The 22,793-nt window shown below is 60.3% G+C and carries 24 protein-coding genes; 7 read left to right on the forward strand and 17 right to left on the reverse strand.

Translation table 11 applies throughout. From position 1 onward, the window contains the following. Positions 1 to 11 precede the first annotated feature (11 nt). The 3 genes from LB558_RS23525 to LB558_RS23535 are packed head-to-tail and all read right to left on the reverse strand — an operon-like array spanning position 12 to position 1,425. Positions 12 to 176 (reverse strand): hypothetical protein, encoded by a 165-nt coding sequence (locus tag LB558_RS23525; RefSeq protein ID WP_224699735.1) that lies wholly within the window; start codon positions 174 to 176, stop codon positions 12 to 14. Further along, positions 173 to 601, reverse strand: coding sequence for an NAD-binding protein (locus LB558_RS23530; protein ID WP_318011666.1), 429 nt, complete (start codon positions 599 to 601; stop codon positions 173 to 175). The genes LB558_RS23525 and LB558_RS23530 overlap by 4 nt, the downstream gene beginning before the upstream one ends. Beyond that, a complete protein-coding gene (locus LB558_RS23535) occupies positions 598 to 1,425 on the reverse strand; it encodes a DUF2243 domain-containing protein (protein WP_224699737.1) in 828 nt (275 codons plus the stop codon). Before LB558_RS23535 ends, LB558_RS23530 begins: the two co-directional genes overlap by 4 nt. Before the next feature lie 307 nt (positions 1,426 to 1,732). Here LB558_RS23535 and ctaD point away from each other — a divergent pair, with 307 nt between their 5' ends. Continuing rightward, a complete protein-coding gene (gene ctaD, locus LB558_RS23540) occupies positions 1,733 to 3,391 on the forward strand; it encodes a cytochrome c oxidase subunit I (RefSeq protein WP_224699738.1) in 1,659 nt (552 codons plus the stop codon). A 64-nt stretch (positions 3,392 to 3,455) separates the two neighbouring features. On the opposite strand, the gene sdhD is transcribed toward ctaD, so the two are convergent. Both sdhD and LB558_RS23550 read right to left on the reverse strand, forming a co-directional pair. Then, positions 3,456 to 3,845 carry a succinate dehydrogenase, hydrophobic membrane anchor protein gene (gene sdhD / locus LB558_RS23545; protein WP_224699739.1) on the reverse strand — a complete coding sequence of 130 codons (390 nt, stop codon included), beginning with the start codon at positions 3,843 to 3,845 and terminating at the stop codon, positions 3,456 to 3,458. 503 nt (positions 3,846 to 4,348) lie between these two features. Continuing rightward, positions 4,349 to 4,867, reverse strand: coding sequence for a metallophosphoesterase family protein (locus tag LB558_RS23550; protein WP_224699740.1), 519 nt, complete (start codon positions 4,865 to 4,867; stop codon positions 4,349 to 4,351). A gap of 650 nt (positions 4,868 to 5,517) precedes the next feature. On the opposite strand from LB558_RS23550, the gene LB558_RS23555 reads away from it, so the two are divergent. Further along, the gene (locus LB558_RS23555; RefSeq protein WP_224699741.1) at positions 5,518 to 5,742 is read left to right on the forward strand and encodes a hypothetical protein; all 225 of its coding nucleotides are present in this window, start codon (positions 5,518 to 5,520) and stop codon (positions 5,740 to 5,742) included. A 170-nt stretch (positions 5,743 to 5,912) separates the two neighbouring features. Here LB558_RS23555 and LB558_RS23560 read toward each other — a convergent pair whose 3' ends face one another. Beyond that, positions 5,913 to 6,461, reverse strand: coding sequence for a hypothetical protein (locus tag LB558_RS23560; RefSeq protein ID WP_224699742.1), 549 nt, complete (start codon positions 6,459 to 6,461; stop codon positions 5,913 to 5,915). Positions 6,462 to 6,470: 9 nt separating this feature from the next. Further along, on the reverse strand, positions 6,471 to 7,646 hold the full coding sequence (locus tag LB558_RS23565) for a zinc-dependent alcohol dehydrogenase (RefSeq protein WP_224699743.1): 1,176 nt from the start codon (positions 7,644 to 7,646) through the stop codon (positions 6,471 to 6,473). A 1,068-nt stretch (positions 7,647 to 8,714) separates the two neighbouring features. On the opposite strand from LB558_RS23565, the gene LB558_RS23570 reads away from it, so the two are divergent. Together LB558_RS23570 and LB558_RS23575 are read left to right on the forward strand one after the other, a co-directional pair. Further along, positions 8,715 to 9,593 carry an SIR2 family NAD-dependent protein deacylase gene (locus LB558_RS23570; protein WP_224699744.1) on the forward strand — a complete coding sequence of 293 codons (879 nt, stop codon included), beginning with the start codon at positions 8,715 to 8,717 and terminating at the stop codon, positions 9,591 to 9,593. A 35-nt stretch (positions 9,594 to 9,628) separates the two neighbouring features. After that, the gene (locus LB558_RS23575; protein WP_224699745.1) at positions 9,629 to 10,816 is read left to right on the forward strand and encodes an NADH-quinone oxidoreductase subunit D; all 1,188 of its coding nucleotides are present in this window, start codon (positions 9,629 to 9,631) and stop codon (positions 10,814 to 10,816) included. Between the two features lie 193 nt (positions 10,817 to 11,009). Here LB558_RS23575 and LB558_RS33250 read toward each other — a convergent pair whose 3' ends face one another. From LB558_RS33250 to LB558_RS23600, 5 genes are all read right to left on the reverse strand, one after another. Next, the gene (locus LB558_RS33250; protein ID WP_412033495.1) at positions 11,010 to 11,180 is read right to left on the reverse strand and encodes an SPW repeat protein; all 171 of its coding nucleotides are present in this window, start codon (positions 11,178 to 11,180) and stop codon (positions 11,010 to 11,012) included. A gap of 504 nt (positions 11,181 to 11,684) precedes the next feature. Next, positions 11,685 to 12,452, reverse strand: a complete 768-nt coding sequence (locus tag LB558_RS23585) for an NADH dehydrogenase ubiquinone Fe-S protein 4 (protein WP_224699746.1) — start codon at positions 12,450 to 12,452, stop codon at positions 11,685 to 11,687. A gap of 71 nt (positions 12,453 to 12,523) precedes the next feature. Beyond that, positions 12,524 to 13,033: an Hsp20/alpha crystallin family protein gene (locus tag LB558_RS23590; protein WP_224699747.1), complete on the reverse strand. Its 510-nt coding sequence runs from the start codon at positions 13,031 to 13,033 to the stop codon at positions 12,524 to 12,526. A 71-nt stretch (positions 13,034 to 13,104) separates the two neighbouring features. Continuing rightward, positions 13,105 to 13,578, reverse strand: coding sequence for an Hsp20 family protein (locus LB558_RS23595; protein WP_224699872.1), 474 nt, complete (start codon positions 13,576 to 13,578; stop codon positions 13,105 to 13,107). Positions 13,579 to 13,808: 230 nt separating this feature from the next. Further along, positions 13,809 to 14,159 (reverse strand): hypothetical protein, encoded by a 351-nt coding sequence (locus LB558_RS23600; RefSeq protein ID WP_224699748.1) that lies wholly within the window; start codon positions 14,157 to 14,159, stop codon positions 13,809 to 13,811. A 286-nt stretch (positions 14,160 to 14,445) separates the two neighbouring features. Here LB558_RS23600 and LB558_RS23605 point away from each other — a divergent pair, with 286 nt between their 5' ends. The 3 genes from LB558_RS23605 to LB558_RS23615 all read left to right on the forward strand — a co-directional run bounded on the left by LB558_RS23605 (position 14,446) and on the right by LB558_RS23615 (position 18,060). Continuing rightward, positions 14,446 to 15,786: a Do family serine endopeptidase gene (locus LB558_RS23605; RefSeq protein ID WP_224699749.1), complete on the forward strand. Its 1,341-nt coding sequence runs from the start codon at positions 14,446 to 14,448 to the stop codon at positions 15,784 to 15,786. Positions 15,787 to 16,744: 958 nt separating this feature from the next. Then, complete coding sequence (locus tag LB558_RS23610) at positions 16,745 to 17,086, forward strand: cyanophycin synthetase family protein (RefSeq protein ID WP_224699873.1); 342 nt, start codon at positions 16,745 to 16,747, stop codon at positions 17,084 to 17,086. Beyond that, positions 17,068 to 18,060, forward strand: a complete 993-nt coding sequence (locus tag LB558_RS23615; protein WP_224699750.1) for an alpha/beta fold hydrolase — start codon at positions 17,068 to 17,070, stop codon at positions 18,058 to 18,060. The genes LB558_RS23610 and LB558_RS23615 overlap by 19 nt, the downstream gene beginning before the upstream one ends. On the opposite strand, the gene LB558_RS23620 is transcribed toward LB558_RS23615, so the two are convergent. The 5 genes from LB558_RS23620 to LB558_RS23640 form a co-directional block, all read right to left on the reverse strand. Continuing rightward, positions 18,050 to 18,532, reverse strand: a complete 483-nt coding sequence (locus LB558_RS23620) for a DUF2269 family protein (RefSeq protein ID WP_224699751.1) — start codon at positions 18,530 to 18,532, stop codon at positions 18,050 to 18,052. The genes LB558_RS23615 and LB558_RS23620 overlap by 11 nt on opposite strands. Further along, the gene (locus tag LB558_RS23625) at positions 18,532 to 19,818 is read right to left on the reverse strand and encodes an SDR family oxidoreductase (protein ID WP_224699752.1); all 1,287 of its coding nucleotides are present in this window, start codon (positions 19,816 to 19,818) and stop codon (positions 18,532 to 18,534) included. The genes LB558_RS23620 and LB558_RS23625 overlap by 1 nt, the downstream gene beginning before the upstream one ends. Before the next feature lie 1,082 nt (positions 19,819 to 20,900). After that, complete coding sequence (locus tag LB558_RS23630) at positions 20,901 to 21,074, reverse strand: hypothetical protein (RefSeq protein ID WP_224699753.1); 174 nt, start codon at positions 21,072 to 21,074, stop codon at positions 20,901 to 20,903. 410 nt (positions 21,075 to 21,484) lie between these two features. After that, on the reverse strand, positions 21,485 to 22,075 hold the full coding sequence (locus LB558_RS23635; RefSeq protein ID WP_224699754.1) for a Crp/Fnr family transcriptional regulator: 591 nt from the start codon (positions 22,073 to 22,075) through the stop codon (positions 21,485 to 21,487). A gap of 225 nt (positions 22,076 to 22,300) precedes the next feature. Beyond that, positions 22,301 to 22,618, reverse strand: a complete 318-nt coding sequence (locus LB558_RS23640) for an ArsR/SmtB family transcription factor (RefSeq protein ID WP_224699755.1) — start codon at positions 22,616 to 22,618, stop codon at positions 22,301 to 22,303. Between the last annotated feature and the right edge of the window lie 175 nt (positions 22,619 to 22,793).

The raw sequence follows: 22,793 nt of genomic DNA on the forward strand, positions 1-22,793 counted from the left end.
TAGCGCCAGAGTCATTGGACCGAGACCTGTACTCGGTGTTGGAAACCCACGAGTAGGTAAACATGGATGACCGCCCAGGCCGACCAGGCGAACCAGCCTTTCAGTTTCAGGCTGCCGGACTCGAACGACAGCAGCAGCCGCGACCGGATCGTGCGGGCATCCTCGATGGTCTTCAAGCCCGAACAAACCCGAGCCCAGCTGTCCTGGCCGAAATAGAATGGCTGCGAACCGGTTGCCAGGACCAGTATGTCACAGGTAACCTTGGTTCCATCGGCCAGCACCAGTACCCTGCCCTCGGTGCCGATCTCGGCGACATCGCCGAAGAGGACCTGAACCGAGGGATAGCGGCCCAGTATCTTGCGGATTGGCTCGGCGATGTCAGGCGCCGACAGGGCGGCGGTTGCAACCTGAAGAGCAGGGGCTGGAACAGGTGGTGATTGTGGCGGTCGATGATCGTCACCCCGATCTCCGCCTTTCCGAGCGCCTTGGCAACCTCCAGACCGGCAAAGCCTCCGCCGACCACGACAATGCGCGGATCCAAGATCCGCCCAGGGCTGTTGGCGAGTTGCATGCTTGATGCTCCTGTCCGGTTCGAAGTCATAGGCTGTCAGGTATGGCTCGCAGCGGGCTGAAGCCAGCGCTCGCTCCGGCGGGATCGGTCCAGGCGAGGCATCCGGCAATAACAGGGGTCGAGCTGACGACCAGGGCGCCGCGCGCGTAAAGGATTTTCCACCCGCGCCACGAGACGCGGTCAACCGCCCAGACGGTGCCGCTGCCGTCGACCCATTTCACACGGGCGTCGGCGACTTGAATGGCCCGCATCATCGTCGCCGGTTCCGTGCCGCCTCGAAAAACGATGATGGAAATGGCGGCACCGTTGAAGAGCGGGCCGGCGCCCGCTGCCAACCCTGCAAGCAAGACGATGCTTGTCAGCACCGCCGAGGCACCGCGTGCTGGTCCGCCGCGGTTGGGCAGCACCACCACCAAAAGCAGGGGCACGATGCCGAAGATGACGAGCCACGCAATATCCCAGGCGAGCGGCATGTCGCTGTTCATCTTGATCCGATGCAGCCCCAGCAGCCAATGGAACATAACGGCATCAAAAACATGCCAGACGCCGAACCCGACCAAGGCGACCCGCAGGATCTCAGTCGTGGTCCCAGGCCGCGCGCCGGCCGCCCTCGCGGCCACAAGCAGCACTGCGCCGGCCACGGCGAGCACATACATGAAAAGGTGAAAGAGGCCGTCGGCCATAATCTGGAAGCGCAGGTTTGAGCCCGCCGGGTCGGCCAAGCCAGAGAGAAGATGATGCCATTGCAGGATCTGATGCAGGACGATGCCGTCGAGAAACCCACCGAGCGCGAAGCCGAGCAGCACCCACCCTGCTCGGATTCTCCGATCGAACGTCTCGGTAATCGCATCCATGTCAGGACCATTGCCTCCAGGCCGGGGTGGGCCGTCGCGTAGGCGTTGACTTGTCCGGCGTTGGGTCGTGGAGACCGTGACGCGCCTCAGTCGAGAAGGCGGGCATCAGCCCACCAACCACCGTCGTCAGAACCAGTGCCGCAGCAATTATCGCCAGCATGGATGCCGATCCTCCTCCGCACGTAATGCTGCGCTGAGCCAAACCATGGCTTCCGTTGAATGTTCCCGACGCCGGTCTGTGGTGGGAACATTCAACTGTCAGCACGGTTCGGGTGCTGGTTGACGGACGGCTCAAGCGGAGACAGTCATGAGTGAACATATGGCAGCAGATCTGGGCAGTCGCGACGACCACAAGCCAAGCGGCATCACCAGGTGGCTGTTCTCGACCAACCACAAGGACATCGGCACACTCTATCTGATCTTCGCTTTCCTCGCGGGCGTCATCGGGATGCTTTTGTCGGTGAGCATGCGAATTGAGCTGCAGCAACCCGGGATCCAGTTTTTCCCCGGACTGGCATCGATGATCTACGGCTATCAAGGCGACGAGGCCATCGATGCGGGCAAGCAACTCTATAACGTCTTCACGACGGCCCACGCGCTGATCATGATCTTTTACACCGTAATGCCCGCCCTGATCGGCGGCTTCGCTAACTGGATGGTTCCGATCATGATCGGCGCCCCCGACATGGCGTTCCCACGTATGAACAACGTCTCGTTCTGGCTGCTGCCACCGGCATTCATGCTGCTTTTGTTGTCGATCTTCGTCCCCAGCGTCCCGGGCGGCTATGGCCCCGGGACCGGCTGGTTCCTCTACCCGCCACTGTCGACCTCCGGCCATCCCGGTCCAGCGGTCGATCTGGTTATCCTATCGCTGCACATTGCGGGTGCCTCCTCGATACTGGGTGCTATCAACTTCATTACGACTATCTTCAACATGCGCGCGCCGGGGATGACGCTGCACAAGATGCCCCTCTTTGTGTGGTCGATCCTCATCACCGGCTTTCTGCTGCTGCTAGCTCTGCCGGTGCTGGCCGGCGCCATCACCATGCTCCTGACCGATCGCAATTTCGGAACCACTTTCTTCGCGCCGGACGGCGGAGGCGACCCGCTGCTTTACCAGCATCTCTTCTGGTTCTTCGGCCACCCGGAAGTGTACATCATGATCCTGCCGGCCTTCGGCATCGTAAGTCAGGTGATCTCGACTTTCTCGCGAAGGCCGATCTTCGGGTATCTCGGGATGGTATACGCAATCGTAGCGATCGGGGCGATCGGCTTCGTCGTCTGGGCACACCACATGTACACAAGCGGAATAGGCCTCGACACTCAGCGCTACTTCACCTTCGCGACGATGGTGATCGCAGTGCCGACCGGGATAAAAGTGTTCTCCTGGATAGCGACTATGTGGGGCGGTTCAGTCAGCCTGCGGACGCCGATGCTCTGGGCGCTCGGCTTCATCTTCCTGTTTACTGTTGGCGGGGTGACGGGCGTTCAACTCGCAAATGCGGGCCTCGACCGTGAATTGCACGACACATATTTTGTCGTCGCGCATTTCCACTACATACTCTCACTCGGAGCGATCTTCGGCATATTCGCGGGCTGGTATTACTGGTTCCCGAAAATGACCGGATATCTGTACAACCCGCTTCTGGCTGGAATCCATTTCTGGACGACCTTCGTCGGTGTCAACCTCGTCTTCTTCCCCCATCACTTCCTTGGCCTGGCAGGCATGCCGCGGCGCTATGTCGACTATCCCGATGCATTCGCCGGCTGGAACATGGTATCATCCTACGGATCATATTTGTCGGCCGCGAGTGTCGTGGTTTTCCTCTTCGGCATCTTGGAGGCTTTCTCCCGGCGAAGGGCGGCCGGCATGAACCCATGGGGGGCAGGAGCCACCACATTGGAGTGGGAGTTGACCTCTCCACCCCCTTTCCATCAATGGGACAGGCTGCCGAAAATCGAATGAATCGGCTCGCCGCGCGCGACAGGTGGCAGGACGGTGCTGAGTTGGAAGGCGCGCCGCGCCGGGACTATCGGAAGCTGATCACGAGCACGGCGAAACAGCTGACGAGAGCTACCGCCCAGCAAAACAACCAGTTGGCGATCAGGAGAACCGATTTCAACACGGTAGCGTGGCAGTAGTCTTCGATGATCGATTGCATGCCCAGCCGCATGTGGATGCAGTTGACCAAAATGAAAGCGATGAGGGCGGGTGCGACATAGATCGACCCGACGACGCGGACGACGACATCTCGAGGCTCTCCGATCAGCCTTATAACGACCGCGACGATGTAAATGACCAGGATTAACAGTGCAGCAGATGTCAGCCGTTCCAGTATGAACGCTTCGGTCCCATGTTTAGCCGATCCAAGGCCCCGCACTCGAGCCAGCGGAGTTCTGATTGAGGGCCTATCAGCCATCTTGCTTCCCCATAATCACCTGGTCCGTTGGGCTTAACCCAAGCTGTTGCTGTTCAACGCCCGACCGGTGGATAGCTCGCAAGCACGCTCTCAAGCCTAGCGAGGCGGGCTTTTTGGGCTGTTAGCTCATACCCTGAACGCCATCCAATGTTCCTAGGTCTGCCAGCTTTCCATAACTCGCTTTCAAGCAGCGAAATGCTGAGGCGAGTCGCATCGATCTGCTTGACCAGCGCGGCCTTCACCGATTTTCTAGTCTGCATGGCTGTAGTTCCGGTGCGAGGGTGGCGCAAAACACAGGGCTTGTGAAAATGTTCCCGTTGGCAGTCTAGCGCGCTGAAAAATTGAACGCCTCGATGGTGCGAGGCAGGGCCCGCTCCAACGGGTCGCCACGAGCCCAGCGGGGCAGCCGGCAGCCGGGCAGCGTAGATCTGTAGTTTCACGCCACCCTTGCAGGCCCCGCGGGAATACAGACGGCCTCTCGTCGGCTCGAATCCCGCAAAGCGTTAGCGGGGCGTCATTCGGGGCTGGTCTCGGCGGCGACTGGCCTGAATGGCAGCAAAGGTGACCGGACGAAACCCCCAGGCGTCGACGCCGACATCGTGCTGACGCGTCATCGGCTTCAGACGGCCGTGCGAATGGCCGTGCAAGTTTACGGATCTTTTCCCGATCTGATTCCAGGTCCGGAAAGGATAGTGGCAGAGAACCAGCAAGCTGCCCTCGACGGTAAGCTCCATGTAGTGGTGCACGCTGGTCCAGCCCGCAGCGCCAAGGGTGGCAGCGCCGTCATTGTTGCCAATAATCAGGTGCTTGGACCCGTTAAGAGACGACAGCAGTGCAGAAACGGTCTCGGCCGGACCTTTGGCGAAATCGCCGAGGTGCCAGACCTCGTCGTTCGGGCCTACTGTTTCGTTCCAAAGGGCAACCAGTGCCCGATCATGCTCCACCAACGAAGCAAAGGGGCGTCGGTCGAGACGCAGAATGCGCGCGTCGTTGAAATGCGTGTCGGAGGCGAAGAAGATCATGCCCCGCGGCCGGCTGAGACGGGCGATCGACGATCGCTTCTGGGTTCGGTTGCCGGAGCGCCCTTCGGGTTCCGTGCCTCGTCCTTGGTGAGGCCGCACCTTCGCGCAAGTAGAGCGCCTCGATCGCCTTTTTCACCATCAGCCATGTATTCTGTCTGCTGTTCGGGCTTTTTGCCCATCGTTCTGTCTCACTGTCCGATGCCACCGAACCATCCCAGTGTCGGGTTGTTCCTATGCTCGGATCTGCTGACCTGAAGAAACGGTTGCCTGATGTCGCCGACAAACGACATTCCTGCAGCCGCGAACAGGCGGGCATCAACCGTGAGCCATTGCAGGAGGCCTCGCGCCGATATTGGTGACCCATTCCCTGTAAATCGCCGCATCGAGTAACAGGACCGCTAGATGGTCTCAGAGATTATCCAAAGCCCGCGAATGAGAACTTCAGAGGCTGAGATTGGCGACAAGGGCGACCTGTTTAGGTTGAGCCAACTGAATCGCCCAGAATGTCCCGGAACGGGGAAGGAGCATCGCCTCGATGCGGACGGGCAAAACGAACCGGCGGGGTCCTGAGCCGGAACAAATCATCGACGATCCGGTTCGGCAGAATCCGACGATACTCATTCATATGGACAGACGAAGGGAAGCTGAAGATGTCGAAATCTCCCGACCGCGCCGTTCCCGGCGAAGGCGAGATCGAAACCGGCCCGAAAACATCTCCGCAACAGGATCCGGTCGAAGGCTCGCGCGAGACAATCGATCGCGAACTTGAGCGCACTGACGACGAAAATAATTCCGACGAAGCGGAACGCTCGCGCCGAGGCCTGCGAGAAGAGGTGGCGGAAGAGACCGACTTGCCCAAAAACGACTCGGCCTGAGAATCGCCGGACCGTTGCCGCGCCAAGAGACATGAGGGCTCAACCGTGCCTGTATCGCTACTTCGGCGTGAAGCTTTAAACGCACAGGACGGCCACTCCAACCACGCCTGGGGGTGCAACCTGTCGATGCGACCTGTCGGGGGCTTCATAGGCCCGGTCTCGGCAAGTTGTCAGGCTGCGCCGGCCTCCCGGCCGCGCTGCGAGCGTGCAAGGTCTCGGGCTGCGGCGGTGCCTCGTGGAAAGCCACTGCGATCGCTGTAGTCGCGTGGCTTGGTCCCGTTGCGTGAGTGGCGCGCGGTCACGCCTTTCGCACCGAGGATGTCGAGCAATGCAATGCCGGCGACCATGGCAAGGGCAAGGCCCACATTGTTGCGCTTTGGGTTGTCATGCCGATACGCCGTCAGCAATGTCGCTATATCCAGGCCGTCGCCAGCCACCCGACTCCACAGCCCGGCCTGCTTGTCCACTGAAAGCGAGAGTATGCCGCTGCTTATTTCCCTCGCCCCATAAGCGCGGATCAGCCCTTCCTTGCCGCTCATGCCGAGCGCGCCGGCAATTCGCTCGGCGCCAACCACCTCGACGGCACCCAGCACGATGCTGAACCAGCCGAGCTTGCGGGCAAGGCCATCGGAGGCGCCGACCACACTCGGCCCTGCTTTCAGCACTTTGGGATCGCCAGGCGATCGGGTGATGTTGGAAAGTTTAGCAAGCACGTTCATGACGATTTCCTACGGTTTCAATACAACCTTGATGCAGCTGTCCTGCTTGTCACGAAATACCTTGTACATCTCGGGCCCCTGCTCGAGTCCCACGGTATGGGTGATGACGAAGGATGGGTCGATCTGGCCGTCTTCGATGCGGCGCAACAGATCCTCGGTCCAACGGTTGCCATGTGTCTGCCCCATGCGGAAGGTGAGCCCCTTGTTCATTGCCGGTCCCATCGGAATCTTGTCGACCAGGCCGCTGTAGACGCCGGCGATCGAGATCACGCCGGCCGGCCGGCAGACATAGATCATCTCACGCAGAACGTGCGGCCGATCATTTTCCATCAGCATCAACTGCTTGGCGCGATCGTAAATGGTATCGGGCCGGGCCAGCGAGACGTGGCTTTCCATGCCGACGCAATCGATGCACCCCTCCGGGCCCTTCCCACCGGTGAGTTCCTGCAGGCGTTCGACGACACTTTCCTCGGCGAAATTGATCACGATGGCACCGCCTGCCGCGGCCATCGACAGCCGTTCAGGCAGGCAATCGATCGCCACCACCTGTTTCGCGCCGAGCAGCAGGGCGCTGCGTATCGCCATCTGCCCAACTGGGCCGCAGCCCCACACCGCAACCGTATCGGTGGCCTCAATGTCGCACTGTGCCGCCGCTTGCCATCCGGTGGGAAAAATATCGCCTAGGAAGAGGACCTGCTCGTCGGTAAGGCTGTCGGGCACCTTCACGTGCGTGGCGTCGGCAAACGGCACCCGCATGTACTCCGCCTGTCCGCCGGGATAGCCGCCGGTCAAATGAGTGTAGCCGAACAGACCCGCGGTGGTGTGCCCGAACACCTTGTCACCGAGATCCTTCTTGCGGTTCGTGCGTTCGCAAACTGAAAAGTTCTGTCGCTTGCACTGGTCGCACTCACCACAGACTATTGTGAACGGTACGACGATCCGGTCTCCCTTCTTCAGAGTCCCGTTGACGCCCTTGCCGACCTCCACGACCTCTCCCATCATCTCGTGGCCCATGATGTCGCCGGGCAGCATGGCCGGCACAAAGTTGTGATAGAGGTGAAGGTCGGATCCGCAAATCGCACAACTCGTCACCCTGACGATCGCGTCACGCTCATCCTCAATTTCCGGATCCGAAACCTGGTCGCAGCGTATGTCTTCCTTGCCGTGCCATACCAGCGCTCGCATAGCTCGCTCCTCTGTCCGCAAGATCTGTGGGGCGGGACCTCGCGCCTGTCCTAAGCGGGCCGCTGCCTGTTTGGATCAAACTGTGTCCGCTGCCTGTCGAACCGCAAGGGCGGATCGATGTTCCGGAGCGTCGAGAGAATTTTTGAGCCATTCCAGACCGGGCGCGTTGGAAGAAACCGTCGAGGCACGCAGCGGAGTGCTTAGGATTGGAGCGAACCGCGGCTGCTTTATCAGCGTGGTGAGCGACTCTGGACCGCTTGCAAGCGCACGTTGCGCCCTTCCTCAAATAGCGCAACGTCTTCATCTTCGCCCTCGCTTCTAATCCTGGGTAAGCGGCCCCCCTTTGGAGAGCGCCCTCAACTGCTCTGCAGCCGCTATCAGGACGGCGCGGTCCCTTCCGGTCGCCTTGATCAGATCGCGAACCTGTTCCACTGTGACGCCGGTTTGCCGCGCAAAGTTGTTGCAAGTTCCAGGTAAAAGGGATGTCCTTGCTTACGTCGTGGGCGAGTAGTCCTCATCAGGACCTGCGGCTGTCTTTGACGTGGTCCGCGAAGGCCCGGACCCACTATCCGCGCATCTCCGGCGATGAAGAAGCACCAGCTCCTTAGAATATTTCCGGGTACATGGAACATCTTCGGTCACTGGTGTTTAGGCCGGAATGACAATCATCTCTGTTCTTACGATGATCTACTTTTTCGCCATCTTTATCGGCGCGAAGCGACGCAACCTATTGGTCAATGCGAAACTCGATAGCATCAGGCGCAATTTAGCTGGCGCAGAACTGGAACAACGTGACCAATAAGCCGCCACGGCGCCGTTTCCCTCTCACAACCAATGTCGTCGCGACCGTCGCTTCAGTTCGGGAGGGAGGGTCGGCAGGAAAGCAAGAACCGACTCCTACCGGCCGGCCGGTGCATGATCGAGCCGATTTGGTCCAAAGCGGCGAAGCACCCTGTTGGCGCGGTTCGCCGCGCTGACCCGAATCGTGGAGCCGCGTTCATCGTTCGCACCGGGCACCTTCCATGCACCCAGGTTCGACGGGCGCGACCGGCCTCGAAGGACCTAGCCATGAACGATGATTCGATAGATTCGCTTGCCAATGCAATTCGTCATCGCAGCGCAATTTTGTTTGTGGGCGCCGGGGTATCGATGAGCGTCGGACTTCCCTCTTGGGAGAAACTCATAGAACGAATGGCAAAGGAACTCGGCGTCGACGATGAGTTTTCCAGGCGCCGCGATCGTTTCCAGACCTTGGCAGAATACTATCGAATCAAGCATGGCAGCATCGGGCCACTTCGCAGTTGGATGGACAGAAATTGGTCTGTCCCTAACGAACGGATCGAGAAATCGGAATTGCACCGTCTCATCGTGACGCTCGACTTTCCCGTCATCTACACGACGAACTATGACAGAAACCTGGAACTCGCGTTTGAGATTTACGGTCAAGAGTACGTGAAAGTGGCCAACGCACGTGATGTTGCCCAGGCCCGTCCAGGCGTCACGCACATTGTGAAGTTTCACGGTGACTTCGACGAGGACTCGTCTCTTGTCCTCACTGAAACGGACTATCTTGATCGCCTGTCCTTCAACTCTCCCCTCGACGTGCGCTTTCGCTCCGATGCGCTCGGCAGCACGATCCTGTTCATTGGCTATAGCCTTTCCGATCCAAACATTCGGTTGCTGTTGCACCGGCTTTGGCAGACGTGGCACCGCTCTGGATACGAGAAGGATCGTCCGCCTTCGTTCATCTTCATGGCCAGCCGCAACCCTGTGGAGGAGGCGGTGCTTGGGCGGTGGGGCATTTCGGTGCTCGTTGGCGCAGCAGGTGACGATCCTGAAGCCGGCCTAGCGGACTTCCTCAGGCGTCTGGTGGAAGCGGTGGGCGATAATGCAAGGAGTGGATCGTCGGTCCTGAAATGCACTCCCCCTAGCGGAACAACGGCTTAGACGAGAGGTTAGGCAGACTCCCGAGGAGTGCCCGCATGGCAGAGAATTCCGTCCGAAATTTCAATATTAATTTCGGCCCCCAACATCCTGCCGCACATGGCGTGCTTCGTCTGGTACTCGAGCTCGATGGGGAGGTCGTCGACCGTGTTGACCCCCATATAGGCCTGCTGCATCGCGGGACTGAGAAATTGATTGAAACCAAAACTTACCTTCAGGCCCTGCCTTATTTCGACCGCCTCGACTACGTGGCCCCGATGTCTCAGGAGCATGCCTGGTGCCTCGCAATCGAAAAACTGATGGGCCTGGCCGTTCCGCGGCGTGGGCAGTTGATCAGGGTTCTCTACAGTGAAATCTCGAGGATCATGTCTCATCTGCTGAATGTGACAACTCAGGCCATGGACGTGGGCGCGCTGACGCCGCCCTTATGGGGATTTGTTGAACGCGAGAAGCTGATGGTCTTCTACGAGCGAGCGAGTGGATCGCGCATGCATGCTGCTTATTTCCGGCCAGGCGGCGTGCACCAGGACCTTCCGCCAGACTTGATCGTCGACATTGGAAACTGGATCGACCCCTTTCTTAAGACCGTGGATGACCTGGACAGGTTGCTCACCGATAACCGCATCTTCAAACTGCGCAATGTCGACATCGGACGGATCTCGCAGGATGAAGCCTGGGCCTGGGGCTTTTCCGGCGTGATGGTGCGTGGATCAGGTGCTGCATGGGACTTGCGCAAGTCCCAGCCATACGAGTGCTATCCAGAGATGGATTTCGACATCCCGGTCGGCAAGAATGGCGATTGCTACGATCGCTATCTGTTGCGCATGGAGGAGATGCGCCAGTCTGCAAAGATCATGCGCCAGTGCGTCGACCTGCTGACAAAGGGGGGAACTGGACCTGTTTCCAATCTCGACGGCAAGGTCGTCCCTCCGAAACGTGCGGCCATGAAGCGGTCCATGGAAGCGTTGATCCACCACTTCAAGCTGTACACCGAGGGTTTTCGGGTGCCAGCCGGCGAGGTTTACGCCGCGGTGGAAGCCCCGAAAGGAGAATTTGGCGTCTATTTGGTATCGGATGGCACGAACAAACCCTACCGATGCAAGCTGCGGCCTCCGAGCTTCGCTCACCTCCAGGCGATGGACCACCTTTGCCGCGGCCATATGCTGGCCGACGTCACCGCAGTCCTTGGGTCTTTCGACATCGTCCTGGGCGACGTGGATCGGTAGCTTCGCCCATTGCCAGCAGCGCGCAGTGTCCTACAGCTACCACGAGGCATTTGGCATCGCAGGCGGAGTCACGGCAAGATATAGGTGGCGAACCGGAACGGCATCAGCATCAATCGTCGGTCTGCGTAAAAAGAGCGGGCCTTGGATATTCGGACCCGCCAGCGGCGATGATCAGGTTGCAGAGAGCGGTCGGTCATTCGCGAGCCAAAGGCTGGCTGCTGCCAGGGCAGCCAACCACAGCGCCAGCGATGGCGTGCGACCACATTGCTGCCGCCAGGCCGGCAAAGCCAAGCACCCAAGGTGCGGCCACAATCCACAGGCCGACGACAAGGTTCGCCCATTCCTCATATTTGTGGAACGCCACCAACGCGCGCGCTGCGATCAGAACGGTGATTACGCCCGCGATGAGAGCCAGGGCGAGAGCGCCAGCGCGATGCCGGCAAGGATGTTTACGACATCGAGCGCCGGCCTGCTGCTGTCGGAAGTGAGATTCTTCAACATCGTCATTCTTCTTTCCCGCGTTTCAGTACGTCAATGTACAGCCCTTGAGTCGAGGGCGGGTGCGGCAGCGGGCCTGTTCGGCCCGATGCCGCAAAGCGCTTCTTGGGTCCGGATTTGGTACGGACGTGGTCCCTTGGCGGGTTCGATCCAGTCAGGAGGAAGAGTTCGATCTCCTGAGGTTCGAAAGCACTGCCCGCAATCTCACTCAATGCGAGATGCGGCGGGCTCTTCGGGCTGGACGGAAGCCGGGGCCCTGCGCCGCGCGCTAATGCGCGCCCGCCCTGCTGCCGCGATGGCCAGGCCGAAGGGGTTCGGGATGGCCCGTTGGGGCGTCGAAGACGATCAGTGGGTCCATTATTGCCTCCAATCATGCGGCTATCCGGGAGCGTACCGGGCTGAGCCGAGTCTGGAATCTCTGGGTACTGCCTTGCAAGGCCAGCAGAGCGAGTTCAACCTCGTCCAATCGCGTGGGACGTGAAGTTTCCGGCATGCCTTCAGCGGTGGCCAGGTCGATCAGGTACTCGTTCCAGGCCCAGTTCTTGAGCACGGCACGTTTCTCGTCGGGTGCGAGTACCGGGTCATCCACCACCTCCATCGGAGAGGCGTAGAATGTCTCGGGCTCGGAAAGCGCCGTCTGCATGTGCGCTGCCTGTGCACCAGCGCAATAGTTGTGGCTTGCCTGAACCCATGCCAGTTGCAGCCGTTGCCAAACCACGTCGCAAAAGGCGTGCTTCTCCTCCGATGCTTGGCGGCTGCTGACCTTGGCCTGGGAGCCAGAAGATGGAGCCTGTACCAAGTAGTTGAGGCCTTGGCGCTCCGCATAACGGATCGCCATTTCCAGCGTCGGAAAATCCAGCCGAACCTGGGTCAGGGTGTCTCGGCCGCCCGTATAGCCCATCAGCGGCTCGATGAACGGGGCTGTGCGAGGTTCGAAGACCAATCGCCAGTGCTTGCGGGGCTTTGCCGAGGTCATGGCCGAGCGGCATGGCTGGTAGATCCGTGCCGTCCCGCCATCCGGAAACACTGACCGCCCCATTGACAAAGCCGGCTCGTCGAAACGAGGCCGATTGTCATTGTCCGGCCGGACGGAGGTCCTGGTTGGGTTTCTGATGTCGCTTCTTTGAACTGTCTCCATTGTCTTTCCCTCCCTATCATGAGGGTGGTACGAGCAGCGGCCATGACGGCCGCTGCTCATACTGCCGTGCGTCATTTCTTGCCGTTTATTGCGATCCGCTTGGCCTTTGCCTGCGCCCTCTCGGTCTTGGGCAAGGTCACGGTCAGCACCCCGTTCTTGAAGGCGGCGTTGACCTTGTCTTCTTCGACCTCGTAGCCAAGCGGAATGAGGCGCTCGAAGCGACCGTAGAAGCGCTCGGAGAACTGCCGGTCTTTGTCCTCGGTCTCGGAACGCTTCTCGCCTTTAAGCTTGAGCGCCCCGTTGTCCAGCAGGACTTCTATGTCGCTCTCGTCGAGGCCAGGTATTTCCGCCGTGACGCGGACTTCCTTGTCCGTGTCGGAAATTTCTACACTGGGCCAACCGGCGGCAAAGGGGGGACCGAAAGCCGGCAGTCTGGCGCCAACGCTACGGAAGGCGTCATCGAACAGCCGGTTTACCTCCCGGTGGAGGGAGACGAAGGGGTCTCGATCTCCGTCGTGGAAGAGACTGGGCGCCGAGTTCCCGTTGCCCCGGCCCCATGGGATCAAGTCACGTACGCTCATTGTCTTTCTCCTTTGTAGGTCTTGAGCCGGGCCGGACGGCCGGCTCAAGCGATGCCTTCATGGTGGATTGCTCAGGCAACCAGCTTCTCGGTCTCGACCTTGGGCGCTTCGATCTTCGGCATGGGAGTCCCGGAGATCTCGACCTTGCGCGGTTTCATCTCCTCGGGAACCTTACGCTTGAGATCGATGCTCAGCAGCCCGTTCTCAAGGCTGGCGCCAGCAACTTTGACATGATCGGCCAGTTCGAACCGACGCTCGAATGCGCGCCCGTTAATGCCGCGGTAGAGATACTGGCCGTTTGCATCGCCCGATTGCGACCCGCTCACGACCAGCATGTTGGGCTGATAAGTTATGGTCAGCTGGTCCTGCGAGAAACCGGCGACCGCCATCGTGATGCGATAGTCATCATCATCAACCTTGACGATATCGTATGGCGGCCAATTGTCGAACGAGGCCACACGGCTCGCATTTTCAAGCATGTCGACCATGCGGTCGAAGCCGATGCTGGACCGGTACAGGGGGGTAAAATCGAGGTTCATAACCACATCCTCCTTTGAGCAACATGGATCATAGGAGGCGCCAAGAGCCTTGCCGCCTCCTGGTCTTACCGGCCCCATCAGGCGACCGGCGACCATCAATTTAGAATCACCACTTGTACCTTCAAGGGGTATTAGGAAATTTTCAGCGGCAATCCGGGCGAACGCACCGATGCCACCCTCCCGCCGGCGGGGTCACTCGCTTACGGGTCCATGGTGCACGAACAATCAGGTCGCGCTTAAACCCGGTCGATGAATGGCACGAACCCGGCCACCACCGCGCCGTCACTGCCATCAGGACCGGCAAGCTCGTCCGATTGATCCAATTGTTGCAATGCATCCAAGATCGCATCGAAGCTGACTTGTTCACCGCCCCCGTGCATGCGAAGCGCTGGCACGGATTCTACCGCGCAGGCATCCGACGCCCATGACGAAAGGATGGCGCGCTTCTCCTGACCGTCCAGGGCAACGTCGGCCAAAACGTCGTGGGGATATTTGAAATGCCGTGCCGGATGCAGCAAGCGGTCCAGAAAACCATCGGGGGCCACGGGTTCAATCGAGGCAAAATGGGTCGAAATGGCTGCTTCCATTGATTGTCCTCCGCTTCAGACAATCTCCTGCGTGTTTAAGTTTGGCGTCTCTCGCGATTCCCGCCAGACGAAATTTTGGGACGTTTCAAGCAAGTTTCAATGGCTTGGCACGGGTCACATTTCCCGTGGTCAACGCCTTAGAACCATTTTGTCGGGCCGGTGAAACAATCGGCGAGAATCTCAGTTCTGACGTCGGGCGAAAATCAAGGACCCGAATCCGGCAGGAGAACCAGTCATGTCTTACCTCTCTAGGAACTTGTGCATTGGCTTGATCGCAGGAGCCCTGATGCTCTCGACTGGCGGCCTTGCTCCGGCCATCGCACAGGAAATTCCGAACGACTTCAGCGCAATCGTGCGTCAGAAGCTGCCCGCGGTTGTCGCCATCACGACCAGGCAGATCATCCAGGATCAAACGACGCTCAACGGCTTTCTCAATCCCTTCGACGGAGGAGGGCGTATCCAGCCCCAGGTGCGGGAAGCACTCGGCTCCGGCTTTGTGATCAGTCCCGAAGGCTACATCGTCACCAATAACCATGTCGTCGCCGACGCAACCGAGATTCACGTCGTGTTCTCCGACAAGGAGACGGCGCCCGCCCGGGTGGTGGGCCGCGATCCGGCAACCGACATCGCGGTATTGAAGGTCGATCCTCGGCCCAACATGACGGCGACGGCCTGGGGGGATTCGGACGCGATGCTACCAGGGGCCTGGACAATCGCCATCGGCAGTCCATTCGGTCTCGGGGGCACGGTCACTGTCGGCGTCCTTTCTGCCCGCTCTCGCGATATCCAGGCCGGTCCTTACGACGATTTCCTGCAGACTGACGCCTCGATCAACAGAGGTAACTCGGGAGGTCCTTTGTTCAACGCGCGCGGCGAGGTCATCGGAGTCAACACGGCAATCGTGTCGCCGTCAGGCGGTAGCATAGGCATTGGGTTCGCGGTGCCCTCGCGCACAGCTCGGACTATCGTCGACCAACTGATCAGCACTGGCCGCATCGAGCGCGGCTTCATCGGCGTGCGTCTTCAGGAGATCACGCCCTCCATCGCCGAGGCGCTCGGAATGCCGGGCGCCAAGGGAGCGCTGGTTGCCTCGGTCGAGGCCGGCAGCCCGGCGCAGAAGGCGGGAATCCAGGCCGGCGACGTGATAACCCGGTTCAACGGCAAGGACATCCAAGGCGTCCATGACCTGACGCTGGCGGCAGCAAGCCAGAAGCCGGGATCGAAAGTGGCCGTAACAACGAACCGGGGCGGCACAAACCAAGAATTGTCGCTGACTGTCGATCAACGCAGGGACCGGGAGGAACAGACCGGTGCCATTCCCAGCCTGGGGACTGAGGACCAGCGCCTTGGTATGTCGCTGAGCGCCATTCCGGACGAAGCGCGCCAGGAACTCGGCCTGCAGGCCGACACCACGGGCGTGTTCGTCCAGGATGTCGCTCCCAACAGTCTTGCGGCCGAAAGCGGCATCCGGCCAGGCGACGTTATCGTGTCGGCCAACAACCGAAACATGACCCAGCCGTCCGACGTCCGCGAGGAATGGGCGAAATCCCGTCAGCAGAAAAAGCCAGTGCTGTTCCGTATCGACCGGCAGGGACAATCGCTTTTCGTTGCCGTGGCAAACTCTTGAATGGCTGGCCAGACGCTGCCAAGACAATCAGGCCGACCTGAATACTTTGCGTGCCAACCTCGTTCCTGCCGGCGACCCGCTGAGTCGTGCCTGTGCGGGATCGGCTTTTCACTCGATACCCGCGTAAACGCTCGTGGAACATTGTCGCTTCGAAACACTTCGAGCGTTGCACCGTTCCCGTTCGGTGCGTGTGTTCCCGATCTGTTGGACTGGCCGGCTGCCGAAAGGTAGCCGGCAATTTTTTTGCACTAGGGGAACCTGAAATTTTGCGGCTTGTTGATGAGACAGCAGCGAGTGGTCGCTGCTGGTCGAGGTCCCGCAAGACTCGGCCGGGCCCGCATCGCCTCGCCAGTGGGTGCGGGCCCACCTCAACATAACGGCCGAGAGGGCAGCGCTCCCGTCGCCCAGAGTCAATCTGGAATCACCTCGCCGAAAGGAATTACGTGTCGGTTCTGCCGGCCTCCATCGGTGATGTCGAAACTGCAATCGGACCGGCTGCGGATGGTGTCGCTTGGTGTTGGAAGTTCGTCGCCCCCTTCGGGGTCGGGAATCAGTCGGCCAGGGTATCGAACATTCACGAAGTAGCGCACGTCCAGCTCATCCGCCTCGCTCTGGAACTGTGTGGCGCAGTTCCGCACTTTTCGCGCCACGCTGCTCGGGGTCAGCCTTAGCGGCCATCGCGCCGTGCTGCGCTATGCCTTGGAAGAAGTTGCCGGAGGACTGGACTGCGGCGTCCCGAGGGTACTTTCCACAAGAGTTGTTCGCACGAAAACATATGTTAACGGAACTATTGTTTCTCTCTCGTGCAAAAATATTTGCACTGTATAGCCGGGAACTGATCGACCCTCCGGAGGTTGCGGGGCTAGTCAGGAGAAAACAGACCTCGCGTTTTCGCGCCAGCATCCGCGTCGTGGACGCTCGCGTGTTCCGTGGATCCCATCTTTACAGCATGACACCAATGTTCCAGATCCGGATCGACCTCGGAGCCCTTGACGCGTTCCCGACAGACAAGGTGCCCGGATTTGCCGATGCCATCGTTCGCCTGTTGCCCGGCCTTGCGGCCCATGGCTGCAGCTATGGCGTCGCTGGCGGGTTCGTCCGCCGCATGCAGGAAGGAACCTGGCTCGGCCACGTCGTGGAGCATGTCGCCCTCGAACTGCAGAGCATGCTCGGTCACCGCGTGACACGCGGGAAGACGCGGTCGGTCAACGCCCGATGCGGATGGGCACCGCGATGCGCTCACGGCGGTGCCACCGTGCAGACCCAACGCAGGAGTTCAGTATGTTTTCAAAGGGAATAAAGCTCGCCACGCTGCTTGCGGCTGCCGCCCTGTCGCTGGCGGCATACAATCACGCACGCGCTAGGAAGGCCTTGGCGCCCCGTTCGACGAGACGCACTCTGAGGGTCGATGGGGTGGACCTGAGTATCATCGAGAAGGGCAGCGGACCTCCATTGCTCCTGTTACATGGCAATGGCTCGGTTGCGGAGGATTTTGCGATCAGCGGTGTGCTCGACCTGGCGAGCGCCAAACATCGGGTCCTCGCCTTCGACCGGCCTGGCTTCGGCGGAAGCACGCGACCGGCCCGAAAGCGCTGGTCGGCGTGCGAGCAGGCCGATCTCTTCCACGAGGCCGCCGCCAGCCTCGGCGTTCACAAATACCTGGTGCTCGGACATTCCTGGGGCGCTTGGATCGCGCTGGAGATGGCCCGCAGGCATGCTCCCTCGGTCGCCGGCCTGGTGCTCGTCTCGGGTTATTACTATCCCTCACCGAGGCTGGATCTCGCTCTTGCAGCAGTACCTGCCGTACCGCTGATGGGTTCTGCATTCCGTCACACCTTGCTGCCCGTCGCAGTAAGGCTCGGCTGGCCATCGGCCATGCAAAAGATATTCCTGCCCGGGCCGATCTCGGACGTTTTTTCGGTGAACACAAAGGAGGTCGCCAGCCGCCCCTCTCAGTTGCGCTCAGTCTGTGTGGAGACAGCCCTGATGCTCGGCGCGGCGCTGTTTACGAAGCCCAGCTATCGGGACATCGACGTGCCGACCGGAATTGTCGCTGGAGCAGGGGACAGGCTGTTCAACGCCCGGCGTGAAGCGGAACGCTTGCTTGCCGAAATTCCAGGATCACTGATAGAAATTAGCCCGCATTCCGGGCACATGGCTCATCACAGTGACCCGCAGACAGTGCTCCGAATGATCGACCAAGTCACAAAAGATTCCTTTGCGCCCGACACAAAGTGGCCGACGAGGGAGACGAAGTCTGGTGCTACAAGCTGAACCAATCGATCGAAGGCCGCGAAATCATCAGCCAGAAGATGGCGAGCACAGCCGCGAAGGCAGGAAAGCCGAACGCGAACCAGAGGCGGAACAAGGTGTTATAGCGCTGCGGTGGAGGCTGCTTCGTTGCCGCGGCCTGCATGGCGAGATTGCGCATCTCCATCTGCATCCACACGACCGGAAGCCAGAACAGGCCGGTGATGAGGTAGAGCAGGATGGAAAGCACAATCCACCCCTCGGCAAGCGAATAGCCGGCATGCCAGGCGAGGAAGGCGCCGGTGACAGGTTGGGCAACGACGGCGCTTGCCGTGAACACGAAGTCGGCGATCACGACAATACGAGCGACTGCCGCGATAGTCACGGAGTTACCGGTCCGGTGAGCGAGCAGCATGAAGAATGCGATGCCGGCGCCGGTGCCCAACAGCACGGCCGCGCCGATGACATGAAGGAACTTGAGGATGAAGTAGATCATCAGCGTTCCTCCAGGACCGCCAGTGCGACAAAATGCAGAACAAGGATCGGCAGGATTTTCAAGAAAGGGCCGAGCGGCTCGTTCCACAGCTCGGGCCGCAGCACGGTCCCCGCGATCGCATAGAAAAGTGCCACCGCGATCGCCCCGAACAGACCCAGCCGACTGGTCGGTCGCCAGGCGATCAACGCGCCGACGGCCATGTCGGCCAGCGCTCCGGCGATGACCGCCGGTTCCGACAGGGGACCGATGGCAGTGCCGACCAGCAACTCGACCCCGCGGCGCCAGCCGGTGGTTAGGGAAATGACACCCGTCATGATCCAGAAGAACGGCAGGACGGTAAAGATCGCCGGCTTGACGAAATAGAGACGGGCGAACCATCGCTCCTGCACCGTCGCGGGGTTGAGCGTTAGCGCGGCTTCGAGGCTGGATGGTTGGATCCCTGTCGCTGCGATCCAGGGGTGGGGGTCGCCGACAGCGCCCCGCGCGATTTCCTTGGCCGCATTGCTGCGCATCGGCGGGCGCCAGCCGAGCAGAGCCGTCGCATCGCCGATCCAGTAGAGGCTGGCCGCAACGCTGCCGGGCAGAGTGAACTCTCTAGCCGGGCTCGACCCGAGCCAGCGGCGGTAGAGGCCGACCACCTTGCTCATCGGCAGCGCTTCAGGTCCGGCAAGATCAAGCGCAAGGCGCGATGCGCTATCGGGCCGGAGAAAATGCAGGACAGTGGCGATCACGTCGTCCAACTGTACGACCTGAAGCCGACCCGTGCTGGGCATCAAAGGCAACAGCGGCAATGCGGCCAGTCCGCGAAACAGCGCACTGGCGCCGAACGTCGGCCGGCCCAGCACGACCGAAGGACGCAGGATGATCCAGTCCAAATCGCGCGCCATCAATGCGTGGTCGCCAGCCAGCTTGCTGGCCGAGAAGGCGGACGGCTGCAGCCGATCGACCCCGATTGCCGAGAAGTGAATGACTTTTCTCACGCCCGCCTGCTCACAGGCAGCAAAGAGTGCCGATGCGCCGCCCGCATGCACACCGTCAGTGTTTTCTTGCGCGCTGTCCTGCAGCACGCCGGCGCAGCTGACGACCGCGTCAATGCCTATCAGATGCGGCCTCCAGTCCTGCGTCCGCAGCGCCTTTGCCATGTCGAGCACGACAGGCGGCAATCCTGTGAAGGGCGCGGCGCCGGCACGATGCAGCACGCGAACGATTTCATATCCATCGCCGGCCAGCCGCGCGCAAAGCGAAGCTCCGATCAGACCCGACGCGCCGGTGATGAGGACCCTCACCTCGCGTCCCCTGAAAACTGCCAAGGCGTTCGCGTCTCAATCTGTCCGCACGCGGAGCCAGACGAAACAACAGCGCTGTCTTCGCGCCCGGTCGAGCGATCCGGGATCCGCGCGCCTCGCTGAGGGGAGTTGGACGCGAAAGTCGACCCGGCGCTCGCGGCACGCCCGGCCAGAGCCCCGACGGTTCTTCGGGCTACGCTCTGGAGGAATGGTACCGAACAGAAGCACGGGTTGATTGTTCCTTTGGCCCTTTTCATGGGATGTTCATCCTAAGCTGTCGCCCATGTTCCTGCAAACCAAGGCGAGTTGTCCGCGCAAGATCAGCATGCCTCGGACGGTTGCGTGCAAGCGATCGTACCACTGCGCCGCTCAATACGCGTCCAGCTAGGCGGCATCCTGCAATGCCCTTTCGTTTCGCTGGTCTCTCCAAGCTGCGTCAACGCCTCGTCCCTTGCCCTTTCTTCATCGAACATCTGCTGCAGCAGCGGAACCGCGTCATTCGAGCCAAAGCAGCCTGGCCGGGAAATCACACAGTGCTTCACGGCTTGGGCCTGCTCTGGGCACTTTTGTTGTCGCCATGTCCATCTACCACAATCGAGTTCATTACGTCGCGGTTATACGGCTCCAACAAAGCAGGCCATGTGTTGTTCCGCGCCCTCAAAGACATGGTGGGACGCACAGCAGGGACCCGGGGGAACCGGTCCGTTCTGGTCCGTACAACCGGGCCAAACCGCGCATATCGCCTATGCGCCAGCCTAGCACGCGGCCGCTGTCAAGGCGCCTGCCGCGCGTTAGCCCGCGTTCGCGCCTGGATGATCAAAGTCGATTGCAGGCAACAGCCACAGCGCTTCAGCGAACATGTTGATGAGACGGCGGTTAGGGCCGCGCGCCGGAACGACCTCTTCCATAGTTGAGGGCAAGCGACCAGACCGCGCCGCTTTTCGGCTGCTCACACATCAGTGGCATTGCCGGCCCGCCGCACTGATCGTTGAAGCGATGGTTGAAAGATGGTTGAAAGGTGTGTCGGGGGTGAGCTAGATCATGCGCAGCCATCGGTTGCGATGATCTAGCAACGAATGCTTCTAGCGGTCGCCTGACCGCAGTTTCGCTTCTTCATCGATCCTGCGACCGGCTTTCTTGAGAATCTTGAGTGCCTCGTCCTTGGTGAGGCCGCACCTTCGGGCAAAGTAGTTCGCCTCGATGGCCCGTTCGCGATCCGGCCGAGACTCGGTGTTCTGCTTGGCCTTCTTGCCCATCGGCATCGCCTCGATCAAATCGCCTGTTGACGGTCGAGCGCCCGCGCCGTGGGAGGCCCACGCGGGGAGCGGGCAACCAATCTTGCAGCTCCGCTGCATTGCTCAAACTGTGGTTTGGCGCGATTGTTCCGAGATCGCAAATGGCGAGAGATGCCTGGCGCCGGACTTAGCCGTGGCCATTCGGGATCTGTCGTCATCTCATCGCTGTGACCTGCAGACCAATGCAGAGCCTCAGCAGTATTTCGCCGCTTTCATCCCTGACCTCGACGAACATTGCTGTCCATCGGACTCCTTCAACGCGTCTCTCGCCAAGTCTTTTAAACCTTCCAGGCCGGCGCGGCGCGCCTCCTCCAGCCCCCTTCCAATCGATACCCACCTCGTCTCTGACGACATGCTTTAAATCGCCACTGTCAAAGAAATGTCTTGCCTCGAAGCACTTCCGTCACTGCCCAGGCAGGTAGGCCCTCTCGAAATCCCCTGCGCGGACGAGAGCTGGCCCAGTTGAGAGCATGCACTCGAGGGCCCGATGTGGCAATAAGCCCCTTGCGACGCAGTTCCTGCAGCATTCTGTTCACATGCACGGTCGATAGGCCCAAAGCGTCGCCAAGCGCCGCCTTAGTGATCGGAATTTCCGCTACATGGTCTTCGATGCGTCCGACGGCGCGTAGCCGGTAGATCAGCTCACACAAGATGTGAGCCATGCGCGTGAAGGCCTCGCGCCGTCCGACATTGGTGACCCATTCGCTGTAGATCGCCCCGTCGATCAGTGTCGACTGCCAGAACGCTGTCGCGATGCTGGGGTGCTGTTCGCAGATGGCGCGCAGTGTGTCGTGCCGCATGAATCCGACACGCGATGGCGTCAGGGTCGAGAAGGTGCAGTCCATCACCGACAGATAAAGACCCTGCAGATCCGGAATTTCGCCGGTCACGAAGAGGGATGTGATCTGCCGCTTACCTTCCCCGGTATACTTGGTCGAGCCGACCGGGCCGTCAATGAGCAACCGCACGGTGCTGGTGGACCCAGGCACCCGGAAAATCATCAAGGTTTACGACTGAACGAACTAATCCAACCCCGCCGCCAGTGGGGTGACGGGGTTTGAGTCTACCAAAACTCAACAATCCGGACGAAGATGATCAACCTTGAAGTCGAGACATCGCAAGCTCTGGCACGCCGTTTCGGCAAGAATGCGGTTTCCGAGACGAAACCTTCCAAAAGGTCTCGGGCTCTATGGATGACGGTCGCGGCCAGGCAGAGTCTCCCGCTCAATAAGCCAGTCGAGAAGCTCGAGGACTTTCAGGGCAGGATCTGTGCACGAGTAATACGCTTTTTGACGCTCCTGCCTCCGGGTGACCAGCCAAAATTCTCGCATTATGCCGAGATGTTGCGAGAGTGCTGAGTTGCTAAGCCCTAACCGCGGCGCCAGATCAGAAACGGACATTTCTCCGTCAGTAAGAATCATCAGAGCGAGAAGGCGCTTTTCATTAGCCATGGCACCGAGCAACTCGGCGGACGGCCTATAAATCCTGGGGTTTTCGGCCTTCATGATGTTTCCTCGCGGACGAGCCGAGCGGGGCTTTGGGCAGGCCCTCAAATGTAAAGAACCCGCCTCCACATCACGGCAGCGGCGGGCGTCACAAGGAGAGCGTGCCGGACTCGTCGGGTGCCCTGGCGCGCCACAACTATTAGCGTGGTATAATGTTCCGTCGCTGTCTGACGAC

It is taken from the genome of Mesorhizobium sp. CO1-1-8 (assembly GCF_020164875.1).
Lineage (GTDB): Bacteria > Pseudomonadota > Alphaproteobacteria > Rhizobiales > Rhizobiaceae > Mesorhizobium.